Consider the following 18,583-nt stretch of genomic DNA (forward strand, 5'->3'; position numbering starts at 1 on the left):
CTACCTTAAATAATTTGCAACATGGCGCATGATCCGTTGCTCCACAGGTTCTTTATGTTCTATAAAACTAAATTTTTTACCGGTGATACGTTCATACAACTGAATATAACGTGAGGAAAGTTCTTCAATTAATTCTTGTGGTGCTTGAGGAAGTTGCTCATCGTGATAAGGATCTGAATTTTTTGCAAACCATAATCGCAAAAACTCTTTATCAATATTTTCGGGTTCTAAGCCCTCGGCAATGCGTGCTTGATAGCTGTCAGCAAGCCAGTAGCGACTCGAATCAGGAGTATGAATTTCATCCACTACTATAATTTTTCCATCAGCATCGCGGCCAAATTCATATTTAGTGTCTACTAAAATCAAGCCATGTTCTTTAGCGATTTCAGTACCACGTTGATAGAGTTTTAGTGCTAACGCACTTGCTTCTAACCAATCTTCTTCAGTCATCCATCCATCTGCAATAATTTCAGCTGGAGAGATAGGTCGATCATGAATTTTTTCTTTAGTCGTTGGGGTTAAAACAGGTTGTTCTAGTTGTTGATTTTTTCTTAATCCCTCAGGAAAAGTAATTCCGCAGTATTCACGTACTCCACTTTGATACTGAGTCCATAAAGAAGTGCTTGTGGTACCACTGATGAACCCTCGTACTACAAACTCAATCGGGAAAACGGTGCATTTTTTGGCAATAACGACATTAGGATCGGGAACTGCAATAATGTGATTAGGAACAAGATTTTTGGTTTGTTCAAACCACCAGGCACTAGTTAGGTTAAGTACCGCACCCTTATAAGGAATCAAGGCAAGATGTCTATCAAATGCGGTGAGTCTATCGGTGGTAACCAGCATGATGTAATCACCCAAGTCATATGAGTCCCTTACTTTTCCTTGATATTTTTTGCCTACAGGCAAATTGGTTTGGTCCAAGCAAAAAGCTAAGGCTTCTCGAATTTCATTTTCATAATGAGTGGTCGTAGCGGTAGCATTCATGAGCATAAGGGTTCCCGATAATGTGAGTTAATAAAATATGGTCTATTAACGCAGAGACATTGGTTTCATCACTGGTAAATTGCCATAAAACACCATGATTAATTTTACTTATTTTAGGTACTGCATAGTGAGTATTAAGGGTTTGTAACGTTTGCTGCCCTTTCAAGTCCTCTTTTGCACGAACCAGGTAAGCTAAGGCATTTGGAATGTTCAATTCGTTTGAAGAAACTTCGCGCTCTTTGCGATCCGAATACAAAAGGCCCGTTTTTTTAAGTTGGGCAAAATGCTCTGCAGAATCGCATTCAATTTCCCAGTGTTCAAAACGATTCACGGTTACTGGGAAACCTAAGCGTCTTAAGGTTTTTTGTACGGTTAAAGCTTGATTGTCCGTGATAATGAGTTTGACCAGACAAAGATGGCTTGATGGGATTTGGCTGAAGTTTTTAAGGCTGCCGGTCATTTCGTCTACTACGTTCTGGGACTTGGAGTGTAGACTGGAGGGAATGGCTGCGTCTTCACCCAAGCTACCTTTTAGTTCTTTGATATAATCACGCATGGAAGCAAAAATAGGGTCGCCATTCATCGTGCGCTCAGGATGGGGCATCATGGCCATAACATTGCCAGCCTGGTTGGTAATTGCTGCAATATTGCCCGCAGAGCCATTTGGATTAATTGGGAAATTATCAATGACCTGGCCTTGGTCATCACAATATTGAAATAAATTTAAACCCAGTTGTTCTATCTGCTTTAACAAGGAGTCTGGCATAAGAAAACGTCCTTGAGCGTGTGCAATCGGCAGATGAATAAAATCTTTGGTCGTTAGATGGCGAGTAAATGCGTTATGTTGATGATTTTCTGCCAAGCGCATATGCACCCAGGCATTATAAAAACCTGTCCCCACGATTTTTCCATGAGCAATACGCTTATTTTCTGTGAGCGCCATACTGATTTCATGCTGATTTAAGCCGGGTACTAAACCTGATTCAACGAGTATTTGGGCGCCATTGCAGATTCCTAGTACGGGCTTTCCTTTGTCACTTTGGGCTTTGATTTCTTGAATTACGGGATCAAGTGCGGCAATAATTCCTGCACGAGAGCGATCTTCATAGGAAAAACCACCGATAAGGATATAACCATCCAGATTACGTAGTTTTTCTAAAGATTCATTCCACAAAAACTCAACAGGCTCCATTCCGACCCGTTTTACAGCAAGTGCTGTTTCGCGTTCACAATTGGACCCTGGGAATTGAATTAAGCCAATACGTATCATAACAGCCTCACCTTTTGATCTCCTTTTACTACGCGTCCAATTTCATAAAGAGGGAAGGAAGGAAAATCGCGGAGCACTTCGCGAACAGCCGATAATGTTTCTGGTGCTATAAAAAGAACTAAACCTGCACCCATATTAAAAGTTCGATACATGTGTTCATCATCCAGATTTCCTAACTTACGCAACAGACTAAATATAGGCAGTTCAGGAATCTGTTTTTTATGAATTTCAACACCACATTGTTTGGGTAAAATGCGAGGAATGTTTTCCAGTAATCCACCACCTGTGATGTGAGCCATTCCTTTAATAGGGATGTTTTTTTCCAAAATACTTAAAATAGGCCTGGTGTAATTCACATGCGGTGTTAAAAGCTCTTCACCAATGCTTTGAGAAAAATCTTGAAATTGAGATTCTACCTTGTAACCTGCCACATCAAAAAGCAACTTTCTTGCTAATGAATACCCATTAGTATGTAAACCACTTGAAGGAAAAGTAACTACGAGATCTCCTTCACAGATCGTTTTGCCTTCAATCGCTTTGTTTTTTTCGACAACGCCAGTAATGATACCGACCAAATCCAGCTCACCTGGCAAGTAGGTACCGGGCATTTCAGCGGTTTCACCGCCAACTAAAGAAATGTGATTTTCTTTGCAGGCTTTGACCATGCCGCTAATGATCTGTTCGATGATTTCCGGTTTTAATTTGTCGTTTGCAATGTAATCCAGGAGCGTAAGTGGTTTTGCACCCAAAACAATAATGTCATTGGTGGTGGCACTGACTAAATCAATCCCGATGGTATCGAATTTTTGCATCATTTTCGCAACCATCATTTTGGTACCTACACCATCAATACTTTGTACGAGTACGGGGTGCTCATAATCTTGCAGTAGGCTTTTGAGATCATACATGGCACCAAAGCTGCCAATCCCAGTAAGAACTCGTGGGGAAAAGGTGCTTTCTACCGCTTTTTTAATACTCCGTACTGCTTCATTACCTGCTTCTATATCAACGCCTGCAGCTTTGTAATCAATAATTGACATTATATGAGCCTCTCAACTAAACCATTTTCCCAAGCAGTTTTGGCTGCACTGATTGATACATTGATAACCGAATTGATTACCAAGGTTGGGGTTGCTGTTGTTTCACCTATGGACTGAAACGATACAGAATATTTACGAAATATATCTTCCAGTGCGCTTAATTTCTCCAGTGATACCTCGAGGATAAATCCTCCACTTTCTGAAAACAGCTTTTTATCATTGGGTAAATTACCAGGAATAAATGCATTCACCCCAATTTCATTTTTAAAACTCATTTCTGCCAAAGCAACGGCAATACCGCCTTCAGAGATATCATGTGCGGATAACACTAGACCGGCTTGCATCGCAGCATGGATGGCACTGATTTCATCAGCGAATGAAGAAAGATTGGGTTTAGGGAGTTGACTACCTAATTGTTGATGTAATTGGTAATACACACTACCACCACACTCATCTTTGCGCTCGCCAATCATTAAAAGAACTGAATTAGGTTTCTTGAAGTCATAGCTTATTGCTTTGGAGTAATCGTTGATTGAACCAAGGCAACTGATAATCGGACTCGGTGGAATGGCACCTTGAGCTGACTCGTTATAGAGCGATACATTACCCGATATAATTGGTAGCGTTACATTGCGATCGTCGAACATTTTTACTGCATGGCATGCATCGACGATGCCGCGTACAGCATCAACAAACTCGCCCATTTGTTCGGGGTTTTCGGGATTACCAAAACACAGACAATCAGTTAGAGCAAGAGGCCATGCGCCTACGGCAACGATGTTACGTACCGATTCGATAACCGCATTAACGGCTCCCCAATAGGCATCAATTTTATTATAACGCGGATTATGATCGACGGATAAAGCGACCCCTGTATATTGAATTTCTTGGGGGTATTTATCTTCATTAAATGGAGCAATTACCCCAGCATCAGCCCATCCTGGTTCGACGACTGAGCGACCTTGAACTTGTTTGTCATAACTTTCATAAATTGGTGCACGGGAAGCAATATTTTCGTGAGCAAGTAAATCCAAGAATTGTTCATTGAAATCGCTCACTGTAATCTGCTCTGGTTCCTTATGCGTGTTTTGTTTCGCACTATAAGGGCGATCATAAAGAATCCCTTGGGTAATATCTTGGGCGCGAGCGGAGACAATTTCTTTTCCTTGGGCTTTAACAACGTATAAACCATCGTTTCTTATTGTTCCCACCACAGTTGCTTGGGCGCCATCGCAGATTTCTGGAAGGGCGAATCGCTCGTTATAATGTTTTAAAAACGTCTCAACCAGTTCTTGAGGAACAACCCACATAAAGCGTTCCTGTGTTTCCGAACAAAGGACCACTGCAGGTAATAAATTATTCATGCTGGTTGGCACCAGATCAAGATTGATTTCTGCGCCATAACCACTGGCTTCCGCCAATTCAACACTGGCGCAAGCAATTCCTCCAGCACCTAGATCTTTGAAGCCTATCCGATCAATCAGATCGTTTTCGCGCAGGAATTCAAACATGGCGTAATTGGCTTTAAGAATATGTCGTTGTAAGAACGCATTCGGTTCTTGGACAGCTCCTTTATTTTGCTCTTGTTGTTCTTCACTCAGTGTTGCTGAAGCAAACGCTGCGCCGCCAAAACCACTATTATCTGTGGGCTTACCTACTAAGATAAATTGATAGCCTTCTGCATTCGCTGGAGCATAAGAATGGATGATCTGATCTTCTCTCACTACCCCTAAAGTAACTACCGTAACCAGACAATTTTCATTATAGGCTTCGTCATAATAAGTATCACCACCTAAATTGGGGATGCCAAGAGGATTCGCATATCCTGCAATTCCTTGAACGACCCCTTGATTTATCCATTTCGTTTTTGGACGATCAATATCGCCAAAACGCAAACTGTCCGCGACTGCAATTACTTCCGCGCCCATACAGCACACATCGCGTACATTTCCACCCACTCCAGTTGCAGCACCTTCGAAAGGTACAAGTTGAGAGGGATGATTATGCGATTCATGGCTTACGACAATACCATAACGTCGGTTTTGTTTATCTGTTGCTACGGCAACAATTCCGGCATCTTCTTTAGGGCCCAGAATGACGTGGGGTGCCTTGGTATTGAACTGGTTAAGGTGTTTGCGGCTACTTTTATAAGAACAATGTTCGGAACCCTGAATAGACCATAAAATGCATTCTGCATAAGTTGGTGGTCGTTTTAAGAGGGTATTTTGTATCGTGAGGGCTTCATCAGGAGTTAGGCGCACGCTAAAACGTTGGAGTAAATTGGCTATTTCCTCCAAGGACAGCTGAGAAAAATCAAAACAATCCGGGGCTTCTTGCATTTTAGGGGATCTGACCTTTAGCTAAAACGTGACTAATTTTAATCGTATTTTGCATATAAAGCAACACATTTTTTGCATTTACTCAACAAATTGCTAAAAATTTACACATTTTAGGGCGTGGCTCTTGGAGCCCGGGTTAAGGCAAAGCATAACCCAAGTTTTGTGCTATTGAATTCCCAAATTCCCTTTAATGACAGAATAAACGACTAAGTTTGATTCGCCTCCTTCCACAGTTTTTCTACGATTTGGGGATTTGCCAAGGTGGAGATATCGCCCAACTCCTCGAGACTTTGTAGTTCTTTTGCTGCAATTTTGCGCAAAATACGGCGCATGATTTTACCGGAACGTGTTTTGGGTAAATCATTAACGATATGGATTACATCAGGTTTTGCAATAGGGCTTATCTCCTTATTAACCTGTTGGATTAACTGGGTTTTTAAGGTGTCATCTGGCATAACATCTTGTTTTAAAATGACATAGGCATAAATTCCCTGGCCTTTAAGATCATGGGGAATGCCCACTACTGCAGCCTCGGCAACTGCGGGGTGACTCACGAGCGCACTTTCGATTTCTGCAGTACCCAAGCGATGGCCGGAAACATTAATGACATCATCCACCCGACCTGTAATCCAGTAATCACCGTCCTCATCGCGTTTTGCACCATCTCCTGTAATGTAATAACCATGATGTAAATAGGTCATGCAATAACGTGGATGATCACCAGCAATGGTTCTCGCCATTGAAGGCCAGGGATATTTAATTGCTAAAAATCCTTCACCAGCCCCGGTTATTTCGTGGCCGTTCTCATTGAGTAATACAGGGATAACGCCTGGAATAGGTTGGCGTGCTGAACCTGGTTTATTAATTGGATCATCGGCTCTGGGACTAATCATTACCGCCCCAGTTTCGGTTTGCCACCATGTATCCACAATCGGACATCGCTCTTGACCTACTTTTTGATAATACCATTGCCATGCTTCCGGATTAATAGGCTCTCCCACAGAACCCAGTAAGCGTAAAGAATCCCGCGAGCTGGAGGCCAACCATTCATCTCCAGCACGCATTAAGGCACGTATGGCGGTGGGCGCTGTATAAAATACGTTTACCTGATGCTTATCAACAATTTGCCAATTTCGAGAGAAATCAGGCCAGGTAGGAATTCCTTCATACATTAGAGTTGTAATTCCATTACAAAGAGGACCATATACTACATAACTATGTCCCGTAACCCAGCCTATATCTGCAGTACACCAAAATACTTCGTCTGGTTGGCAATTAAAAATTAATTGGTGCGTATACGCTGTTTGTACGAGGTAGCCTCCGGTGGTATGCACTACGCCCTTGGGCTGGCCGGTGCTTCCTGATGTATACAATATAAATAAGGGATCTTCAGCATCCATGGGTTCTGGAGCGCATTGTGCGCTTACTTTTTCTTTGAGTTCATGCCACCAATGATCTTTATTTTTATCAATAGCAACAGGATCATCACTCGTTTTGATGAGCAGTCTTTTTAGTGATAAATCACTGCACGCCTCGTCAACCTGTTCCTTTAATCCAACCAACTTACCACCCCGATTAAAATGGTTGGCAGTGATTAAGCAGGCACATTCGGAAGCAAGTATACGTTGTCTTAAGGCATGAGCTGAAAATCCAGCAAATATTACCGTATGGATGGCGCCAATTCGTGTGCAAGCAAGCATGGCAATTGCTGCCTCAGGAATCATCGGTAAATAGATGGCTACTTTGTCGCCTTTTTTCACCTTTAATTGCTTGAGCACATTACTCATCCGACACACTTCGGCATGTAATTCGGCAAAGGTCAGTGTTTTATGTTGGTTTGGGTCATCTCCTTCCCAGATGATGGCGGGTTGATTTGCTTTATGGGGTAAGTGTCGGTCTAAACAATTCAAACTGACATTCAATTTCCCACCTTTGAACCAGGTTACATCACCATGTTTTAACCCACCAGTAAGCACTGTATCCCAAGGTTGAAGCCAATCTACCGTTTGTTGGGCTACTTCAGACCAAAACTCGTTTAATGAATCTTCGGTTGGAGTTAATTTTGGGTTGCGCAAATGAGAATGCATGTTATACCTCTATACCTTGGGAAATGAGTTTAATAATTGCTGAAAAATCAGAATCACCCAGGCCCTGGTCTATAAAATGTTGATAAAGAGTAGTTGCTTTCGCTCCCAAAGGAGTGTTCACATTGACCGACTGAGCTGAATCTTGGCTAAGCAACAGATCCTTAAGCATCATTGCTGCAGCAAATCCTGGTTTGTATTCGTTATTTGCAGGGACATTTTCCAACACTCCAGGAACAGGTGCATATTTGCTCATTGCCCAGCATTGCCCTGATGCATTGGTTACTACTTCAAAAAGTTTTTGTGGAGATAATTGCAGTTGTTCTGCAAGGATAAACGCCTCTGAGATGGCAATCATGGAGATCCCCAGGATCATGTTATTACATATTTTTGCTGCCTGACCGCTTCCTGCACTGCCAGTATGAATAATTTTTTGTCCCATAGATGCTAAAATGGGTTGAGCCGCATGAAACGCTGGTTCTTCACCACCAACCATAAACGTTAACGTAGCCGCTCCGGCTCCGGCAACGCCACCGGATACGGGGGCATCAACGACTTGGAGATGGTGTTGTTTGGCCAGATGATGTAGTTCTCGCGAACTGTTGACGTCAATGGTGGAGCAATCAATAAATAAAGCGCCTTTTTTTGCGGTTTGAAACAATCCATTGTTGCCATGACAAACATTCAATACTTGTTGTCCATTTTGTAGCATCGTAATCAATACATCCTTTTCTTTAGCAATTTCTTGAGCGTTTGCTGCAATAAGACCACCGGATTGAGAAAAGTGTTGCAAGGCGGTTGGTTGTAAGTCATATCCGGTGACTTGATGTCCCGCTTTAACCAGATTAATCGCCATGGGTAATCCCATATGTCCAAGTCCCACAAATCCTATTTTTGCCATTGAGTTCTCCATGTGCTGACCGTAGCTTGGGTGAAGTGCTGCTGTATGGTCATTAAGCAAATCAAGATGTTTCCCCTCTCCCAATTGGAAGAGGAGGTAGGGTGAGGTTGCTCTAATTAAAGCCCTCATCCGCCCTCTCGGGCACCTTCTCCCCTTGAGGGGAGAAGGATGATTTACTTAATGTCGCCCAGTTTCGCCTTAACCCTGGCTACATTAATTATTCTGTTTTTAATCATGCGTGGGCATGATAAACGCACTTTCTTTGATTTTACTAACCGGCCATTTGCTGGTGACTGTTTTGCGTCGAGTATAGAAATTGACGCTTTCTTGCCCGTGCATGTTGGTGTCACCGAATGAAGAATGTTTCCAGCCGCCAAACGGGTGATTGGCAATAGGAACGGGAATAGGAATGTTAATCCCTACCATGCCAACTTGGACGCGTTGGCTGTATTCGCGTGCACTAAATCCATCGCGGGTGAAAATTGCTGTTCCATTACCGTATTGATTTCTATTCACCAAAGCGAGCGCTTCTTCAAAATCATTGGTACGAACAATCACCAGAACGGGTCCAAAAATTTCATTTTGATAGATGGACATGTTTTCATCAACATGATCAAACAGGCATGGTCCCATGAAGAAGCCTTGTGGATGTTCAGGATGCTTAAAGCCTCGGCCATCAATAATTAATTTGGCTCCCTCACTGATTCCTTTATCGACAGCTGCGAGTACTCGTTCACGATGCGGTCCACTAATCAACGGCCCCATATCTGTGTCCGGTACATCACCCGCATTGATGCGAGTTGCTTTAATTTGTGGCGTCATTTGTTCAATTAAGGCATCAGCGGTGTGATCGCCTACGGTCACAACAACCGATATCGCCATGCATCGCTCACCTGCAGAACCATATGCAGCACCAACAATTGCAGAAGCTGCTTGATCCAAATCGGCATCAGGCATCACGATGCAGTGGTTTTTAGCACCACCAAAGGTATGGGCCCGTTTTCCATGGGCTGCTGCGGTAGTATAAATATGTTGTGCAACAGGTGTGGAGGCGACGGCTGTGAAGGCCGCGATATCCGGATGAGCCAGTAAATGATCGACGGTTGTTTTATCGCCATGCAAGCAATTGGCAACCCCAGCAGGCAAGCCTGCATCATTTAATAATTCCAAAAGACGGACAGGAGCAGAGGGGTCTTGTTCGGAAGGTTTTAAGATGAATGTATTACCGCAGGCAATCGCTGGAATCATCATCCACACCGGAACCATAACAGGGAAATTAAAAGGAGAGACACCCGCACAAACCCCTAAGGGTTGCCGTAAGGTATGGCAGTCAATTCCATTACTTACATCGGCAGAGAAATCTCCTTGGAGTTGATTGACAAGGCCGCAATGTAATTCCACTACTTCTATAGCACGTGCTACAGAACCTTTCGCATCATCTAAAGTCTTACCATGTTCACGCGTGACGATTCGTGCTAGATCCAATTGATTTTTTTCCAATAAGTCTCTGAATTTAAAAAGAATTCTCGCTCTTTTTATTGCAGGAGTTTGAGCCCATTCTGTTCCAGCTTCTTTGGCAGTAGCGATTGTTTTATCACAAAGTGATTTGGATGCGAAATGAACTTGACCGATTACTTCCCCTAACGCAGGGTTATAGATAGGATGGCTCGCTGCATTTGTTTCCTTGATTAATTGTCCACCAATATAATGTTGTACAATGTAGCTCATTAACAAACTCCTTTTTATTATTTTTATCAAATTAAGTGATTATTGTAATTGTTTCGGGGAATTATTTATACAATAATAATGAAGAGATTAGGACTAATATAACCTCTTTTTGAATTAACTAAGGGAGTTTTTTAAACTGGGGTAAGTCGTTAAGGAAATTAATCGATGGGAAAAGGAATTATTTTACGAGTACCTTATGGTACCGAATTATCATCTGAATTACTCCGAGCCTTAGAAAACCGTTTTCCTGGCTATATTCTAGAAACTTACCACAAGAAGCCTGATAATCATCGTAGTTTCGTGCGTCGGGTTAATAGTCTTCATAAAGCGTTCTCCTTTCTTGCTGATGCTTATCCATTAGCCTCACAAAGTAGCTTTTTGCTCAAAAGCACTTTAGAGGATTATGTAAGCGAGTGTGAAGAAGAAGCGGTGCGTGCAAAAGGGTCCATGGATGAGTTGCACAAGGAATTGGAAAAATATACTGCGAAATTAGTTGAACTCATTACCTTGGGGTGGGGTGTTTCAATTAAAGAAGCAATTGAATTACTCAATGAAGCAGAACAATACGAATTGATGCGTCAAGGTCGCTACGATCTGGCAACATTAACGCCTATGAAATTGAAAGACGAAGAATTTATTCTGCAGCTCGACGAATCACTCCCTCCTCACTACGAACAATTTATAAATGAATTAGAACAAATAAAGGCGAGCCAATACCCCAAAACCCCCTCCTGGCTTCATAAGCTTGAAGAGTATCAACATGCCTATTTTTGTAATCTTGATCGCAACATTAGCAGCCATCTTGAAGTCGCCCAAGACTTTAATAGTTTTTTAATTGAGTGGGACTCAATTAAAAAAAGGGCGATTAGTTTAACTGCAAATCTAAAACAAATTGCTGCGGGTTCTCCGCCACTCCCGGCTTGGTTTAATGAATTGAGCCCGCATTTACAAGAAATGATGCGAGTGTTAGCTCCGGATCCGTCAACTCTAGATTATCATTTAAGCAAGTTTAAGAAATTAATCGTTTCAGACAGCTTTAAGAAAGAATGCTCTGCTACGGTGGGGGCCATTTCGAGTCTTCCACAATGGTACTGGGTATTGTCCGAGCATCAACAGTATTTTCTGCAACATGTACTGAAAGGATGTGAACGAGTCGAAGATGCAGTCACTTATTTATCCAGTCGTCATCGAACGCTCCCTCTACCTGCAAACTATGCTGTTCACCGTTTATTTGCAGTGAGTCTTGATGGGAAATTTCGTGAGCTCTCAAAAAAACGATACCGGTCCAGTCATGTTGCAAGTCGAGATGGATTAACATGGCCTGCAGCTGTGCAACAACGCCACATCGATTCGAATCTGACTAAAGTGATGGAGTATGCAGATCCTGATCGCGTTGCAATATTACAAACCTTGATTAGTCCAATTCATGCAGTTGATTATGTGCCGACCTTTATTACCGATTTTTTGCCCACGTTACCTCCAGATTTAGAGCTGTATAAATTAGCACGTGCAGCGGTAGAGCGACGTGCGACGAAACCAGCTATTCTCCAGAATAATCATCCCTACAATTTAGCAAAACGGCTCTATTATACCCAGTCAAATGATAAAGACAGTTTGAATTTATTGGCTGTTGCGGAGAAACTTGTCCCTTGGACTCCAGGACTAAAGACACTCCTGGAGCAATATAAAAGTGTCTTAGAGTCAGCTCCAGGGACTGCAACTATTTTTGATTATGCGGGCAGGGAATTGTTTTTGAGTTCTCTTGAGCAGTTAATTATCATGACCATTGAGGGCCATTCTTATGGATCTTGCGTCAGTGGCAAGGATAGAAAAGCCATAGAGCTTATTCATACTGATGCAATGATTCTATATAAAGAACTCTATGGATGTTGGCCTGTATTTGATGATCAATCGGATAAGAAAAATCGCATTCGTTTTGTTTCCTTAGTAGCTGATCTGTATATGAGTCGTCATCAACATGAGCATGCAGGACAGAATGCACCAGGTTCCGAAGGCATAAAGACTCCTCAGTGGTACTTACCAGAAGATATTGCTACAGAAATTAAAAAAAGGCTGGATAACGAGAAGGCGCTTGAAGAGGATGATCGGATTGCAACAGATAATGAAGTAAAAAATATTTTTATTGGTAGCACCAAAAAAGTAAAAGAATATCTACTCCCAAAAAATACATTGCTCTGTCGTTTGGCTGCGCGCCAATTAGGTAAAGTAAACTGTAATCGACTTTACGATTCATTACATCTATTAATTAATGAGAAAGCTCTATTTATTCCAGCAGCAGACTCGAATGGACGTTGGTCTGTAAAGTTCTTTACTGACTCCGCAACAATTCCTGATGGGATAAAGCAAATTTTTGATTTAATGCTAAGTCCTTCATCTGGAAAAGATAACGTTGTGCGGTTTGAAAAGATATTCCAAATCATATTGGACAGACCTGAATCCGATGAAAGCCGTACAGAGGCAACTAATTCAGTTTATGGACGTGCACGTGAATTTCTTGGTCCAAATGATAAGGCAGACTTTACGCAAATGGTTGAAAAGACATTAGAAGAATGGTTGAGCTTATTTACTAGGTCTAAAGAGTCAAATGTTAAGGAAGTATATATGCATTAAATAGATAATGTAGCTTGAGTGAGGCGTCATTTGAGTGGTCAAGATAATTTTCTGGGTTTGGCCTGGGCTTCACCCAGGCTACAATTTCTAGGAATGTTTTTTAGAGCAAATGTTCAAGTCCATAAATCAAAGTAGATAACCCGGATACTTTTTGACAGGATAAAACGATTCCAGGCATAAAAGAGCGTCGATCAATGCAGTCGTCTGTAATAGTTAGTGTTTCACCTACACTGCCGAAAATGACTTGTTGACGCGCAATAACCCCAGGAAGACGTATAGAATGGATGTTGATATCGTAATGCACTCCGCCCCGAGCACCAGGGATTAACTCTTTTAGATTTAATTTATTTTTGGGATCTTTCCGTGCTGCAGCAATCATTTCAGCCGTTTTTAAAGCTGTTCCTGATGGTGCATCCAGCTTTTGTTGATGATGTGCTTCAATAATTTCTACTTCAGGAAAATATTCAGCCGCTTTGGCTGCAAAAATCATCATCAAAACCGCACTTATAGAAAAATTAGGTACAATAATTCCACCCAAACGACGACTTTCACAAAACGTAGTTAATTCTTTAATTTGGTTGGGTAGAAGTCCTGAAGTTCCAATAACTGGATGGGCTCCATGATTTATAATCGTAAGACTATTTTGATACACACAATCTGCGCGCGTTAGATCAACAACAACTTGCGCCTGAGTGTCTTTAATGGCTTGTGCCAAATCATCGTCTTTGCCAAGTTGTGCGACTAATTCAAATTCTTGGTGATTATTGAGGGTCTCACAGGCTAGCGAGCCCATTTTACCGTTAGCTCCATTTACAATAACGCGAGTTAACATAGTTCTCCTTATGATCTTAGTGTTGCTTTTCTTTTGGGGGAGGATAGTGTGTTCGCAAAGCCCAGGCGGTTGCAAATGGCCATCCAATCACGGTGGCTTGTAACGCCAAGGCGATAAAGGCTCCTCCGGGATTATCATTCATAAGAAATATGATCCATGGAAAGAATAAGGCAATAAATAATATAAATAATTTTTTTATAAAATCTGTCATATTTTGCTCCATAAGTCGTAATCAAAAGGCTTAAGCGAGACACTAAAATCCTATCGCATCTATAGTAAAAATTACGAACTTAAAAGTCCTGTTTTCATTATAGGACTATCATTGCCTATTTTTCTACTTTGATTTCTTGTTTTTACCGTATTGAACATGTTTCAGAGTGCTTGCAAACAATCATCAAACATTGTACATTGTGCGCTCATTCTTAAGGCGAATGATTTCATTTTCCGGATATGACATTCAATATCTAACAAGGGTACACTAATGAGAAAACAGGAGCTGCACCCACGCACTGCCGTTATTAATAAAGCTCAAAAAATCGGTTCAAAAAAAGCACGAACAGATGCATTATTGTGGCTCGCTGCCCATTTTCCCGCAGCATTCGATAATTCATTACGGATCCGTCCATTAAAAGTGGGGATTATGGATGATATTTTGCTGCATGCAGATGAAGCTGAAAAAGCAGGGATTTCCAAAAGTAAATTAAGAGAGGCCGTGGTTTTATTTACGCGTCGACTTGATTATTTGGCATGCCTCAAGCTTCGAGAAATGCGCGTTGACTTGCAAGGTAATGATGTCTCTGCGGTAAGTGAAGAGGAAGCGGAACATGCAGCTGCCAAAATTAAAAAACGTGTTGAAAAAAGTGTAAGAAACGCACGCAAAACTCAAGTAGAAAAGACGACCAGCTCCAACGCTTCGACCCAACACAGTACCGCTTTTCAATCGCAAGTAACGGGTCAATCATCTACGTCTACAGAGGCTTACTTCCCTACTTACCCTGTACGCTCTTCAACCTATAACACCTTAAATGCTCCAGTACAACCAGCGAGGACCACAGCTGTAGTCGTAAAAAATAAAGCGACTAAGCAATATGATCCAGATGCAGTGGCGCGTTTGAAAGAGAAATTGGGATTATCTCGTAGCGAGAAAAAAGAAATCATCGAATAGTTCATTTTACTTCGAATCATGCCTGGGTGCCTTGAAGCGAAACCCAGGTTTTCAGAACCTTACCCGGACTCTCTTTTAATACTCCGTATTAAGTAGCTTAAAGAAAATTAAATAACTGTTTGAATATTCTATAATATTCGATAATATCACCGGAGTTGAAACCGATATTCCATTTTTAATCGTTGTAATGGAGGAGTTGTGTTTAATAAAAAGGAAGAAGAACAAACTGATGCTACACAAAAAGGAAGTTTTTCTGGAGTCCCTGATGACGTAATGTTCCAGATCATGTTTTTTCTTGATTTAAAGTCGTTAAATTATTTATATAATACCAATAAAACCTTCAGATCACTGGTTTCTCGATATCCAAAGCAAATTTACATTAAAATATGTGATGAAGACTATAACGGAACCTTTCCAAAAATACGTACCCAATTTATAGGTTTCCTAGAAAGAAGGCACACTGAAATTCTTCGCCAAAAGCGCTCCGAAGCTGAAAAAGAAATCGTGGAACTTAAAAAGTCTATTAAAGCTCAAAAAGATGAAATCAGTCAAATTTGGGATCTTCCACTTAAAAAATCATGCATTACCAAAGGAGAAAAAGCGGCTGTAGGCTGCGGTTGTTCGATCGGTTTAGCCGTTGGCATTGTAGTTTCTTGTTTTACTCCCTTGCCGTGGATCTTCACTACGTGTTTGGGTATGGGGGTGGGCGGCTCAACACCTTTGGTTGTTTCTCGAACGATCCGTTGTTGTTGTGGAAAATGTGTCGAGTGTAACGAACAAGAACTCGCTACTAAACAAGAAAATTTTCATAAGGATTATCCTGACTCCCCAAGTATGAAAATGTGAAATCAGCCATTGGTGCTAACTCTATCCGCCTTAGCTTTTAGAATTGAGCGGGTGATGGGAATCGAACCCACGCCATCAGCTTGGGAAGCTGAGGTTCTACCATTGAACTACACCCGCAAAATAAAATAAAAGTATATCTTAAAAACAGCATTTAGACCCGAATAATCTCCATACTGTTTGTACCTCCTGCGGTGCCGATCATTCGACCCCTTGTTAATAAGACAAAGCTTTTGGGCTCAAGATGGCCTGATTTTATGAGCTCTTCAAGTACTTGTTGATTCAATGTTTCCGCATCGAATTGATGATAATTCATGAACACGGGAAAAACATTATGAGCCAGGCACAAGCGACCTATGGTTCGCTTATTGGCAGAAACAGCGATAATAGGGACAGTACTTTGTTGTCTGGAAATCCATAAGGCAGTATCCCCTGATTCGGTCAATGTAATAATTGCCTGGATGGGGAAATGATTGGCGGTATGCATTGTTGCCATGGCAATTGCTTGATCCGCACGGTGATAATGATGGGCTTCCGTTTTATCGTTGTGATAGTAAAAACTTGCATGTTTCTCAGTACTTAGGCAGATCTTATTGACCATAGTCAAAACTTTAACGGGAAAATGGCCACTGGCTGTTTCTGCAGACAGCATCACCGCATCGGTCCCATCTAATATCGCATTGGCAACATCAGAGACTTCTGCACGAGTAGGTTGAGGATTATTAATCATCGATTCCATCATTTGCGTTGCAGTAATCACTACTTTGTCTAATCGACGGGCTTCGCCAATAATGTGCTTTTGGATTGCAGGGACTTCAGCGGCGCCTATTTCAACTCCTAGATCGCCCCGGGCAACCATGAGTGCATCCGCTTCTTGAATAATTTCGGTTAAATAGTGCAATGCTTCGGTTCGTTCAATTTTAGCAATCACTGGTATTTTTTTGCCAAATTCAGTCATGAGCGCACGAGCATGACGAATATCCTCAGCATCTTTTACGAAAGACAAACTGATGTAATCTACTTCTGCTTCAATCGCTGTGCGTAAATCACGCTTGTCTTTATCAGTCATGGTTCTGGCTGCTAACCCACCACCTTTTCTGTTTAATCCTTTAAGATCGCTCAAGACACCGCCTTCAACCACACGGCAATGAATTTTGGAGCCAGAAATATTTATTACTTCCAATTCAACTAAACCATCATTAAGCAATAAATGATCTTCTGGAGCCAGTTCACTAGAAAGATTGGGGTATGCAACAGAAACTTCCTTATTATCACCTAATAATTCTGCGGCATTACAATCCAAAGTGAAGTCTTGGCCTTCAATCAAAGTAATCGATTTCTCTTTGAAACGACCAATACGAATTTTAGGCCCTTGTAAATCAGCCATTACTGCCAGTGGACGATTTAATTCTTCAGCAATTTCTCGAACTAAAGCAATGAGTTGTAATGCTGAGGCATCAGCATGTGAAAAATTGATGCGCACCACGTCAACTCCTGCGGTTAACATGGCACGTAGTGTTACCGGATTATTACTTGCCGGGCCTAATGTTGCTACGATTTTAGTTTGTCTTAACATCTTTTGCACGCTCCTGCAAAATGGCAACAGCTGGCAAGGTTTTTCCTTCTAAGCACTCAAGAAATGCCCCCCCTCCAGTGGAAACATAGGAAATTTGCTGGTTCAGATCATAGAGATCGATTGCGGCAAGGGTGTCTCCACCACCAGCAATGGAAAAGGCATCGCTTTCCGCAATAGCAATCGCTAATGCCCGGGTTCCATACGCAAATTGGGCAAATTCAAAAACGCCAACTGGGCCATTCCAAATGATAGTTTTAGCTTCATTAATTAGGTCTACATACTCACTAACTGTCATGGGTCCAATATCAAGAATCATGTCATCAGCGGCAACATTGTGTAACGATTTATTATAAGCAGGGCACTGCTCACTAAACGATTTACCTACTACCACATCAGTTGGTAAGGGTATGCGACACCCTTTTTCTTCAGCAATTTGGAGAATTTCTCGTGCTTCATCCAGCAAAGCCTCTTCATAAAGGGAAACACCAATTTCAAACCCCTGGGCTTTAAGGAATGTATTTGCAATACCGCCTCCAGGGATTAAGCAATCAACAAGGGTGACTAATTGGCGTAACAAACTGAGCTTGGTGGAAACTTTGGCCCCGCCAACAATCGCGACAATAGGTTTCTCAGGTGCCGCAAGTGCTTTCTCTATAGCATTAAGTTCGCGAACCAACAAAGGACCGGCAACGGCAATCGGTGCATATTGAGCGACACCATATGTAGAAGCTTGGGCCCGATGCGCTGTACCAAAAGCATCCATAACAAAGACATCGCAGAGGCTGGCAAGTTTTTTAGCCAGCTGCTCTTCATTATTCTTTTCACCAACATTAAAGCGTACGTTTTCGCAAACGACTAACTCTCCTGGTTTAGCATCCACACCATTGAGGTAATCAGTTACGAAATGAACAGGATAGTTCAGATGTTTTTGCAAGTATTCTGCAATGGGTTTCATAGAAAAGCGTCGTTCAAATTTTCCCTCTTCAGGGCGGCCTAAATGAGATAAAACCATCACTGCCGCACCAGCATCCAAGGCAGCTTTTAAAGTGGGTAATGCCGCTTGCAATCGTTGATCACTGGTAATCATTCCTTCTTTGATTGGAACATTTAGATCTTCACGAATTAGCACCCGTTTTCCAGACAGGTCTATATCGCTCATTTGTATCAGACTCATCAATATCTCC

The 18,583-nt window shown here is 41.8% G+C and carries 14 protein-coding genes and 1 tRNA gene; 3 read left to right on the forward strand and 12 right to left on the reverse strand.

Features of this window, described 5'->3' with window-relative positions; genetic code table 11:
- From ACWTEW_RS10685 to ACWTEW_RS10715, 7 genes are all read right to left on the reverse strand, one after another.
- The gene (locus tag ACWTEW_RS10685) at positions 1–996 is read right to left on the reverse strand and encodes a phosphoribosylaminoimidazolesuccinocarboxamide synthase (protein ID WP_454781660.1); all 996 of its coding nucleotides are present in this window, start codon (positions 994–996) and stop codon (positions 1–3) included.
- Positions 959–2,260 (reverse strand): phosphoribosylformylglycinamidine synthase I, encoded by a 1,302-nt coding sequence (gene purQ / locus ACWTEW_RS10690; RefSeq protein ID WP_454781661.1) that lies wholly within the window; start codon positions 2,258–2,260, stop codon positions 959–961. The genes ACWTEW_RS10685 and purQ overlap by 38 nt, the downstream gene beginning before the upstream one ends.
- Positions 2,257–3,300 carry a phosphoribosylformylglycinamidine cyclo-ligase gene (purM, locus tag ACWTEW_RS10695; protein ID WP_454781662.1) on the reverse strand — a complete coding sequence of 348 codons (1,044 nt, stop codon included), beginning with the start codon at positions 3,298–3,300 and terminating at the stop codon, positions 2,257–2,259. Before purM ends, purQ begins: the two co-directional genes overlap by 4 nt.
- Positions 3,300–5,639, reverse strand: coding sequence for a phosphoribosylformylglycinamidine synthase subunit PurL (gene purL, locus ACWTEW_RS10700; protein ID WP_454781663.1), 2,340 nt, complete (start codon positions 5,637–5,639; stop codon positions 3,300–3,302). Before purL ends, purM begins: the two co-directional genes overlap by 1 nt.
- A gap of 206 nt (positions 5,640–5,845) precedes the next feature.
- The gene (acs, locus tag ACWTEW_RS10705; RefSeq protein WP_454781664.1) at positions 5,846–7,726 is read right to left on the reverse strand and encodes an acetate--CoA ligase; all 1,881 of its coding nucleotides are present in this window, start codon (positions 7,724–7,726) and stop codon (positions 5,846–5,848) included.
- A gap of 1 nt (position 7,727) precedes the next feature.
- A complete protein-coding gene (gene mmsB, locus ACWTEW_RS10710; protein WP_454781716.1) occupies positions 7,728–8,636 on the reverse strand; it encodes a 3-hydroxyisobutyrate dehydrogenase in 909 nt (302 codons plus the stop codon).
- Positions 8,637–8,852: 216 nt separating this feature from the next.
- A complete protein-coding gene (locus tag ACWTEW_RS10715; protein WP_454781665.1) occupies positions 8,853–10,352 on the reverse strand; it encodes a CoA-acylating methylmalonate-semialdehyde dehydrogenase in 1,500 nt (499 codons plus the stop codon).
- Between the two features lie 165 nt (positions 10,353–10,517).
- Between ACWTEW_RS10715 and ACWTEW_RS10720 the strand changes: the two genes are divergently transcribed.
- Positions 10,518–12,983 (forward strand): oxidoreductase, encoded by a 2,466-nt coding sequence (locus tag ACWTEW_RS10720; protein ID WP_454781666.1) that lies wholly within the window; start codon positions 10,518–10,520, stop codon positions 12,981–12,983.
- Between the two features lie 100 nt (positions 12,984–13,083).
- Here the strand turns inward: ACWTEW_RS10720 and dapB are convergent, their stop codons facing one another.
- Entirely contained in the window at positions 13,084–13,815 is a 732-nt protein-coding gene (dapB, locus tag ACWTEW_RS10725) for a 4-hydroxy-tetrahydrodipicolinate reductase (RefSeq protein WP_454781667.1), read from the reverse strand.
- A gap of 16 nt (positions 13,816–13,831) precedes the next feature.
- Positions 13,832–14,026, reverse strand: coding sequence for a hypothetical protein (locus ACWTEW_RS10730; protein WP_454781668.1), 195 nt, complete (start codon positions 14,024–14,026; stop codon positions 13,832–13,834).
- 270 nt (positions 14,027–14,296) lie between these two features.
- Between ACWTEW_RS10730 and ACWTEW_RS10735 the strand changes: the two genes are divergently transcribed.
- Together ACWTEW_RS10735 and ACWTEW_RS10740 are read left to right on the forward strand one after the other, a co-directional pair.
- Complete coding sequence (locus ACWTEW_RS10735) at positions 14,297–14,980, forward strand: ProQ/FinO family protein (RefSeq protein ID WP_454781669.1); 684 nt, start codon at positions 14,297–14,299, stop codon at positions 14,978–14,980.
- 198 nt (positions 14,981–15,178) lie between these two features.
- Positions 15,179–15,826, forward strand: coding sequence for a hypothetical protein (locus ACWTEW_RS10740; protein WP_454781670.1), 648 nt, complete (start codon positions 15,179–15,181; stop codon positions 15,824–15,826).
- A 46-nt stretch (positions 15,827–15,872) separates the two neighbouring features.
- Here ACWTEW_RS10740 and ACWTEW_RS10745 read toward each other — a convergent pair.
- From ACWTEW_RS10745 to ACWTEW_RS10755, 3 genes are all read right to left on the reverse strand, one after another.
- Positions 15,873–15,943 (reverse strand) — tRNA-Gly (locus ACWTEW_RS10745).
- Positions 15,944–15,977: 34 nt separating this feature from the next.
- The gene (gene pyk / locus ACWTEW_RS10750; protein WP_454781671.1) at positions 15,978–17,399 is read right to left on the reverse strand and encodes a pyruvate kinase; all 1,422 of its coding nucleotides are present in this window, start codon (positions 17,397–17,399) and stop codon (positions 15,978–15,980) included.
- Positions 17,383–18,573, reverse strand: coding sequence for a phosphoglycerate kinase (locus tag ACWTEW_RS10755; protein WP_454781672.1), 1,191 nt, complete (start codon positions 18,571–18,573; stop codon positions 17,383–17,385). Before ACWTEW_RS10755 ends, pyk begins: the two co-directional genes overlap by 17 nt.
- Positions 18,574–18,583 lie beyond the last annotated feature (10 nt).

The organism is Legionella stuttgartensis, assembly GCF_977063405.2.